The sequence below is a fragment of the Micromonospora sp. 15K316 genome, assembly GCF_004348525.1.
In the GTDB taxonomy this organism is placed as follows: domain Bacteria; phylum Actinomycetota; class Actinomycetes; order Mycobacteriales; family Micromonosporaceae; genus Micromonospora.
Genome location: NZ_SMKG01000052.1, coordinates 22531 through 30822, shown reverse-complemented (window position 1 = coordinate 30822; position 8292 = coordinate 22531). Strand labels below are relative to the sequence as shown.

Here is an 8292-nt window from a genome sequence, read left to right as displayed (position 1 = left end):
TATAAGAGACAGGACGGGGCCCCACCGTCCCCGCCCCGGATCGGGGCATATCGGTAACTGGCCACCGATCGGCCCGGACTCCGGCCGCCGGCGATGATCGGTCGGGCTGGCTGGGCTCGTTCATCGATCGGGCCCGGTCGGCCCGTGCGCTACCGTCTTACCGACCGTTCCGCAGCGAAGCCGGTGCGAACCCGGTGCTGTCCCGCAACTGTGAAGCCCCGCCGCGGCGGGGACGAGCCAGGTCGCCTGCGGATCGGTCGCGAACCGCGCTCTCGAGGAAGGGCGCTCGCGGACGGGCGCTCGGCCCCTGTCGGCGAAGCACCACGCTCCTCGACCGACAGGAGGACCGATGTCCAGACGTACCCCTCGGCTGCTCGCCGCGACCCTCGCGGTCGCCGCGCTCGCCCTCGGCGCCTGCGCCGAGAAGGCCGACGACGCCCCCGCCGCCGGTGGCGGCGGCCAGCCCGCCGCCGCCTTCCCGGCCACGGTCGGTGCCGTCACCCTCGACCAGCGCCCCGAGAAGATCATTTCGCTCTCGCCGAGCATCACCGAGATGCTCTTCGCCATCGGCGCCGGCCCGCAGGTGACCGCCGTCGACGACAACTCCGACTACCCGGCGGGCGTGCCGAAGAGCGACCTCTCCGGCTTCCAGCCGAACGCGGAGGCGATCGCCGGACGCAGCCCCGACCTGGTCGTGATCTCCGACGACCGGAACAAGATCGTCGACCAGCTCGGCAAGCTCAAGATCCCGGTGCTGGTGACTCCCGCGGCGACCACCCTGGACGACACGTACCGCCAGATCACCGACCTGGGCACGCTCACCGGGCACCCCACCGAGGCGGCCGACCTGACCCAGCGGATGCGCGACGACATCGCCAAGCTGGTGAAGGACCTGCCGCAGCGGTCGGAGAAGCTCACCTTCTACCACGAGCTCGGTACGGAGCTCTACAGCGCGACCAGCAAGACCTTCATCGGTTCGCTCTACGCCATGGCCGGGCTGGAGAACATCGCCGACTCCGCCGACGCCGACGGGAAGAACGGCGGGTACCCGCAGCTCTCCCAGGAGATCATCGTCAAGGCGGACCCGGACTTCGTCTTCCTCGCGGACACGAAGTGCTGCCAGCAGAGCGCCGACACGATCAAGGCGCGCCCCGGCTGGTCCGGGATCACCGCGGTGAAGAACAACCAGGTGGTCGCGCTGGACGACAACATCGCGTCCCGGTGGGGACCGCGAGTGGTCGACCTGCTGCGGGCCATCGTGGACGCGGTCGCCAAGGTGCCCGCGTGACCGAGGGTCGACGATGACCAGGGTCGCACCCGTGGCCCCCGGCGCGTCGCCCGTCCGGCCGGCCGAGACGGCGACCCCGTCCCGGCCGGCCGGCCTGCGACCGCGCTGGCTCGTCGCCGGCGTGGTCGCGGTGCTCGTCGCCCTGGTGGCCGGGGTGTCGCTCGGCCCGGTCACCATCCCGCCGGGCAGCGTCGCCGCCGAACTGCTCAACCTGCTGCCCGGGGTGCACCTGGAGAGCGGGCTCAACGAGCGGGAGATCGCCATCGTGACCGAGCTGCGGCTGCCCCGTGTGGTGCTCGGCCTGCTCGTCGGCGGGATGCTCGCCCTGGCCGGCGGCTGCTACCAGGGCGTGTTCCGCAACCCGCTGGCCGACCCGTACCTGCTCGGCGTGGCCGCCGGAGCCGGCGTGGCGGTGACCGCGGTGATCGCCCTCGGCGGTGCCGGCACGGAGGGCACGCTCACCGGGCTGCCGCTGACCATCCCGCTCGCCGCGTTCATCGGCTCGCTGAGCGCGGTGGCGCTGACCTACCTGCTCGGGGCGGCGGGTGGCCGCAGCCGCTCCCCGGCGATGCTGATCCTGGCCGGGGTGGCGGTCTCCGCGTTCCTCTCCGCCGGGCAGACCTACCTGCTCCAGCGGAACGCCGACAGCATCCAGGCGGTCTACTCCTGGCTGCTCGGCCGGCTCGCCACCGCCGGCTGGCACGACGTCCTGCTGGTCCTGCCGTACGCCGTGCTCACCGCCGTCGTGGTGCTGCTGCACGGCCGCGAGTTGGACGTGCTGTCGGTCGGTGACGACGAGGCGAGCAGCCTCGGCCTGCACCCGCAGCGCTCCCGCTACCTGCTGATCGCCGCGGCTTCGCTCGGCACCGCGGCGGCGGTCTCCGCGACCGGCCTGATCGGCTTCGTCGGCATCATCGTGCCGCACACCGTGCGGCTGCTCGCCGGGTCGAGCTACCGGGTGATCCTGCCGCTCTCGCTCCTCTTCGGCGCCGCGTTCCTGGCGCTCACCGATGTGGCGGCGCGCACCGTCGCCGCTCCCGCCGAGATCCCGATCGGCGTGGTCACCGCCCTGCTCGGTGGCCCGTTCTTCGTCCTGATCCTGCGTACCGCCCGGCGGGTGCTGACGTGAGCGCCGCATCGGCGGTCGAGGTGCGTGACCTGCACGTCACCATGGACCGCACGCCGATCCTCGCCGGCATCGACCTGACCGTCACCGTCGGCGAGTGGGTCACGGTGATCGGCCCGAACGGCGCCGGCAAGTCGACCCTGTTGCGCGCCGTCGGCGGCCTGCTGGCCGCGCCGGGCGCCGTCCGCCTCTTCGGTACGCCCATCGAGTCGCTGCGTCGGCGGGACCGGGCAAGGGTGGTGGCCACGGTGGCGCAGTCCCCGGTGGTGCCGCCGGGCATGCCGGTGCTGGACTACGTGCTGCTCGGCCGCACCCCGTACATCCCCCCGCTGGGGCGGGAGTCGGCCGCCGACCTGGCCGCCGTGCACGAGGTGCTCTCCCGGCTGGACCTGACCGGCTTCGTACGGCGCGAACTGGCGACCCTCTCCGGCGGGGAGCGGCAGCGGGTCTTCCTGGCTCGGGCGCTCGCCCAGGGGGCGACGTTGCTGCTGCTCGACGAGCCGACCAGCGCGCTCGACATCGGCCACCAGCAGGAGGTGCTGGACCTCGTCGACCAGCTGCGCCGCGAGCACGAGCTGACAGTGGTCGCCACCATGCACGACCTCTCGATCGCCGGCGAGTACGCCGACCGGATGGTGCTGCTCGCCGAGGGGCGGGTGGCCGCCGCCGGGACGCCCCGCGAGGTGCTCACCGAACGGTTGCTCGCGGAGCACTACCGGGCCAGCGTCCGGGTCGTCGACGGCGAGCACGGCCCGCTGATCGTCCCCGTGCGCCGCCGCTGACCCCCTTCCCTCGGCGGGCCACTTTCACGGAACGAGTGGCTGTTCCACCCGGAATGGCCACTCGTCCGGTGGAAGTGTCGACGCTCGCGGTGGGCGGGGCGGGGGTCAGGGGGCGCCGATGTCGATGATCGAGAAGAGGGCGCCCTGGGGATCGCGGAGCGCCGCGAACCGGCCCGTCGGGATGTCCCGGGGCGGCACCAGGATGGTTCCGCCGAGCGCGGCGGCGCGGGCCGCGGTGGCGTCGGCGTCGGCGACCGCGAAGTAGACAGTCCAGTACGCCGGCAGGTCGTCCGGGAAGTCGTCGGCGAGCGGCGGCATCATCCCGGCCACGATCTGCGCGCCGAGCCGCCAGCCCGTGTAGGTCATCGAGCCGACCAGTTGGTCGTCCGGCTGCCAGCCGAAGACCAGCTCGTAGAAGACCTTGGCCCCCTCCGGGTCGGGGGTGACCAGTTCGTTCCAGGCCATCGCGCCCGGGACGTTGAAGACCTCGCCACCGGGCATCGCCATCGGCTGCCAGACGCTGAACGACGCGCCGGCCGGGTCGGCGAAGACCGCCATCCGCCCCCGGTCGAAGACCTCGAACGGTGGCACCACCACCTGCCCGCCGGCCCGTTCGACCCGGCCGGCGACCAGATCGGCGTCGTCGGTGGCCATGTACGTCGACCAGATCGGCACCTGGTCGGGGATGGCCGGTGGGCCGGCCCCGGCGACGGCCTGCCCGCGCAGCTGGAAGACCGTGTAACCGCCCGCCTCCGGCTCGGCCGCCACCCGCCCGGTCCAGCCGAACAGCTCGGGATAGAACCGCCGGGCGTCGGCCAGGTCCGGGGTGGCCAGGTCGGCCCAGCAGGGCGTACCCGGCGCGACGGTGTTCACGGTGCCCCCTCTCGGCTCGGGGCGACACGACCCGCCCCTGCCGGAATCCTGGCACCGCCCCGCCGCCGCATGGGGCCAAAACGGACTAATCGTCAGCTGAACCGGCGACCCTCGTCCCGCCGGTACGCCCAGACGGCGAGCGAACCCAGCACCACCACCCAGAAGCCCAGCATGGCCAGTGACAGCGGACGCATCGGGTAGTCGCCGACGGTCGCCCACATCAGCTCGGCCGCGCCCCGGGTGGGCAGGTACGGCGCGATCACCTCGATGAACCCCGGCGCCTCGCCCGGGGAGGAGAGCAGTCCCCCACCGAAGGCGAGCGGGAAGAAGACGATCTGCGCGACCACGATCGCCGCCTTGCTCGGCAGCGAGTAGCCGATGGCGAGCCCCATCAGCGTGAACGGCACCGACACCACGGCGACGGTGCCGATGGCCAGCAGGAACGCCAGCGGCGTGATCCGCGCGGCGGTCAGCGTCGCGCTGATCACCAGCACCGGGATCAGCGAGAGGTAGGTGAGCGCCAGCCCGGCCAGCACCCGTCCGGCGAGCCGGGGCCCCGGCCCCGCGGGCAGGGTCCGGGTGTACGGATTCCAGGGCTGGTCGCGGTCCTCGGCGACGCCGATTCCGTACTGGAAGATGTTGGCGCTCATCACCGAGAAGGTGACCATCGACGCGGTGGCGTAGGTGGCGCCGATCGGGTCCTTGCCCGCGAACGGCACCACGAAGAAGAGCATCGCGGCGGCGGGGAAGAACGCGCTGCCGATCAGGGCGATCGGGATCCGGACGATCTCCAGCAGCTGGTAGCGGGTGTGAACCAGGGTGAGTTGCACGGCTTCCCTCTCCTGCGTCGGCGGCGGCTCAGCGGCCCGAGGCGGCGGTGACAGGCGGCTCGTCACGCGGTCGTTCCTCGGCCGTGATGGCGAGGAACGCCTCCTCCAGCGAGGTGGGGCGGACCTCCAGGTCGGTGAAGGCGACCCCGGCGGCGACCAGGTCCCGGACCAGCTGGTCGGCGTCGGTGGTGAGCAGGTGGTGCCGGCCCTCGATCAGCTCGCTGCGCACCACGCCGGGCAGCGCCGGCAGATCGTCGGCGACGAAACCGACCCGGCGTACGCCGACCACGGAGCGGACCGCGTCCACGCTGTCGTCGGCGAGCACCCGGCCGTGGCCGATCACCACCACCCGCTCGGCCAGCTCCTCCACCTCCTCCAGGTAGTGGCTGCTCAGCAACACCGTCCCGCCCTCGGCGTGGAACGCGCGGATGGCGTCCCAGAGGGTGCGGCGCGCCTCGACGTCGAGGCCGGTGGTCGGCTCGTCGAGCAGCACCAGCCGGGGCCGGCCGACGAAGGCCAACGCCACCGCGAGCCGTCGGCGCTGCCCGCCGGAGAGGCCACCGGTCTGCCGCCGGAGCTGGTCGGTCAGCCCGAAGCGGTCGAGCAGCTCGTCGCGGGGCACCGGATCGGGGTAGTGGGCGGCCACGAAGTCCACCACCTCACCGACGCGCAGGGTGCCGGGCAGGCCGGTCTCCTGCGGCGTCATGCCGAGCTGCCGGCGGGACGCCGGATCGCGCGGGTCGCCGCCGAAGAGCTCGATCCGGCCGGAGGTGGGACGGCGCAGGCCGACGACCAGGTTCATCAGGGTGCTCTTGCCGGCCCCGTTCGGCCCGAGCAGGCCGACCATCTCGCCGGCGTGGACGGTCAGGTCGACCCGGTCGAGGGCCAGCACGTCGCCGTAGCGGCGGGTGACCTGGTCGGCGCGCGCCAGGATCATGCGGTGCTCCTTCGCGGTCCGGTGAGGCTGCCGGCTCTCTGTCTACTCGCCCCGCGCCACTCACGCTGCCCCGCCGCCGGCGTGTCCGGCGACCCGTTCGCCCCGCACCGCAGCGACAGCAGCACCCAGGGCTGCCCGATCCCCCAGAACCAGTTGCCGATCGCCTCGATGGTGCGCCGGCCGGTGCCGGGCGACCGTCCGCCGGCACCGGCCGGGCGAGACGTGGCCGGGCGGCTCAGCCGGCCAGGGCGGCCGGCAGCGGGTCCCGGTGCAGCACGGCCAGCCGGGACACCGCCCGGGTCAGCACCACGTAGAGCCGGTGCAGGCCGCGTGGCTCGGCGGCCACGATCGCGGCCGGCTCGACGACCACCACGTGGTCGTACTCCAGACCCTTGACCAGGGTCGCCGGCACCACGATGACCCGGGCCGTGGCCGCCACGTCGTCGGCGGTGCTGGTCTCGATCCCCGCGTCGGTGAGGGCCGAGCGCAGCCCCGCCACCGCGTCGTCCGCCGCGATGACACCGACCGAACCGTCGTGCGCCAGCGCCGCCCGCACCTCGGCCACCGTCGCCTCGGTCAGGTCCGTCACCGTGCGCACGTCGAGACCACCGTCGCGGCGCAGCGACTCGGCCGGGGGCACGTTCACGGCGAGCGCCGGGAGCAGCCGGTTCGCGAGGGCGACCACGGCGGCCGGCACCCGGAAGCCGACAGTCAGCGGCACCACGGCCGCGTCCGGCTTACCCAGGTGGGCGAGAGTCTCCCGCCAGTCGGTGGCGGCCCAGGGGGCGGTGCCCTGGGCCAGGTCGCCGAGGAGCGTGATCGACCCGTGCTCGCTGCGTCGCGCGATGGCCCGGCACTGCATGGGGGAGAGGTCCTGCGCCTCGTCGATGACGACGTGACCGAAGCCGGCCGGCCGCTCGATCAGCCCCGCCGCCTCGTCCACGAGGACCGCGTCGGCCGCCGTCCACCGGGTCGCCTTGGCGGTACGCGGCGGCTTCGCCCAGGTCAGCCGCGCCTGCTCGGCCTCGGTGAGCAGACCGTCCGCCGCGGCGGCGAGCGCCGCCGGGTCGGAGAAGAGGGTGTGCACCAGACCCTCGGGGGTGACCGCCGGCCAGGCGGCGTCGAGGAAGGCGGACACCGGTCGTGACTTCGCCATCCGGCGCAGCCAGGCGTCGCTGGGCGACTCGGCGCGGCGGGCCTCGGACTGCCGTTGCAGCAGGCTCACCACCCGCGCCCGGACCCGCTCGCGGCCGACCCCGTACGGCAGGCCCTCCCGGCGGGTCTCCTCGATCACCCGGTGCAGCGGTTCCAGTCCGATCCGCCAGCGGAACGAGCCGTCGGACACCATGATCGGTTCGGTCGGCTCGCCGATGTGGGCTTCGAGCGCGCGGCGCAGCAGCTCCGCCATCCGTACGTCGTGCTTGAGCGTCGCCGTGGCGGGGTCCTCGACCGCGCGTACCGGCACGCGGGCGACGAGATCCTCCACGGTGGACTGTTCGACCTCCACCTCGCCGAGGGCCGGCAGCACCGCCGCGATGTAGGACAGGAACGCCCGGTTCGGTCCGACGATCAGCACGCCGGAGCGGTTCAGCCGTTCCCGGTGCAGGTAGAGCAGGTAGGCGGCCCGGTGCAGGCCGACCGCCGTCTTGCCGGTGCCGGGGGCGCCCTGCACGCAGATCGAGTCGGCGAGGTCCGCCCGGACCAGCTCGTCCTGCTCGGGCTGGATGGTGGCGACGATGTCCCGCATCGGCCCGACGCGGGGGCGCTCGATCTCGGCGGTCAGGATCCGGCTCGCGGTGCCGAGCTCCTCGCCCCGGTCCAGGTGCTCGTCCTCGAAGCTGGTGAGTACGCCGGTGCTGAAGCCGAACCGGCGGCGGACGGCGACTCCCTGCGGGTCGCGGGCGCTGGCCCGGTAGAAGGCCCGGCAGACCGGGGCGCGCCAGTCGAGCACCATCGGTTCGCCCAGCTCGTCGGTGACGTGCCGCCGGCCGACGTGGTAGACCCCGACGACCTCGTCGTCGGGGTCGGTGTCCCCGCCGGACCGGCGCTCGGCGTCGCCGCCGAAGTCCAGCCGGCCGAAGAAGAGCGGCGTGGTCGGATCGTCGGCCAGCTCCTTCACCCGCCGGGCCATGTGCCGGCCCAACTGCTCGGCGGTGTACGAGTCGCCGGCGACCTTGTCGCCGGTGGCGAAGAGAGCCTCCGCGCGCTCGCGCATCTGGCGCAGCGCCGCCCGGGAGCTCTCCAGGTGGGCTCGTTCCGAGGCGAGTTCGTCGTCGAGATCCGTGGGGTCGGGCGAGGTGTGGGCAGCAAGGGTCATCCGAGGCGACCTTCCGGTGCGTTCGTGTGATCGGTGACCTGGGCCGCCCGGCGCTCCGTCGAGGCGGTGTCGGCTGTGCCCGCAGGCAGGATGCGCGCGTCGACGCGCGCGGTCGTCCACCCTACGCCTCGAAGTGTTC

7 protein-coding genes are annotated in these 8292 nt (G+C 73.5%); 3 read left to right on the top strand and 4 right to left on the bottom strand.

The features are described from left to right. Positions 1-349: 349 nt before the first annotated feature. The 3 genes from E1211_RS13415 to E1211_RS13405 are packed head-to-tail and all read left to right on the top strand — an operon-like array spanning position 350 to position 3196. The gene (locus E1211_RS13415; protein WP_132348987.1) at positions 350-1288 is read left to right on the top strand and encodes an ABC transporter substrate-binding protein; all 939 of its coding nucleotides are present in this window, start codon (positions 350-352) and stop codon (positions 1286-1288) included. Positions 1289-1301: 13 nt separating this feature from the next. Next, a complete protein-coding gene (locus E1211_RS13410; protein ID WP_243709522.1) occupies positions 1302-2417 on the top strand; it encodes an iron ABC transporter permease in 1116 nt (371 codons plus the stop codon). 41 nt (positions 2418-2458) lie between these two features. Further along, positions 2459-3196, top strand: coding sequence for an ABC transporter ATP-binding protein (locus E1211_RS13405; protein ID WP_132348989.1), 738 nt, complete (start codon positions 2459-2461; stop codon positions 3194-3196). Between the two features lie 105 nt (positions 3197-3301). Here E1211_RS13405 and E1211_RS13400 read toward each other — a convergent pair whose 3' ends face one another. The 4 genes from E1211_RS13400 to E1211_RS13385 all read right to left on the bottom strand — a co-directional run bounded on the left by E1211_RS13400 (position 3302) and on the right by E1211_RS13385 (position 8153). Further along, entirely contained in the window at positions 3302-4069 is a 768-nt protein-coding gene (locus E1211_RS13400) for a VOC family protein (protein WP_132348985.1), read from the bottom strand. Positions 4070-4161: 92 nt separating this feature from the next. Next, positions 4162-4899 (bottom strand): ABC transporter permease, encoded by a 738-nt coding sequence (locus E1211_RS13395; RefSeq protein WP_132348983.1) that lies wholly within the window; start codon positions 4897-4899, stop codon positions 4162-4164. Between the two features lie 28 nt (positions 4900-4927). Then, entirely contained in the window at positions 4928-5836 is a 909-nt protein-coding gene (locus E1211_RS13390) for an ABC transporter ATP-binding protein (RefSeq protein WP_132348981.1), read from the bottom strand. A gap of 235 nt (positions 5837-6071) precedes the next feature. Next, positions 6072-8153 (bottom strand): AAA family ATPase, encoded by a 2082-nt coding sequence (locus E1211_RS13385; protein WP_132348979.1) that lies wholly within the window; start codon positions 8151-8153, stop codon positions 6072-6074. Positions 8154-8292: the final 139 nt, after the last annotated feature.

Bases quoted from the DNA above. Each gene is read 5' to 3' on its own strand.
- E1211_RS13415 (WP_132348987.1), top strand. From the start codon at position 350: ATGTCCAGACGTACCCCTCGGCTGCTCGCCGCGACCCTCGCGGTCGCC.
- E1211_RS13410 (WP_243709522.1), top strand. From the start codon at position 1,302: ATGACCAGGGTCGCACCCGTGGCCCCCGGCGCGTCGCCCGTCCGGCCG.
- E1211_RS13405 (WP_132348989.1), top strand. From the start codon at position 2,459: ATGGACCGCACGCCGATCCTCGCCGGCATCGACCTGACCGTCACCGTC.
- E1211_RS13390 (WP_132348981.1), bottom strand. From the start codon at position 5,836: ATGATCCTGGCGCGCGCCGACCAGGTCACCCGCCGCTACGGCGACGTG.
- E1211_RS13385 (WP_132348979.1), bottom strand. From the start codon at position 8,153: ATGACCCTTGCTGCCCACACCTCGCCCGACCCCACGGATCTCGACGAC.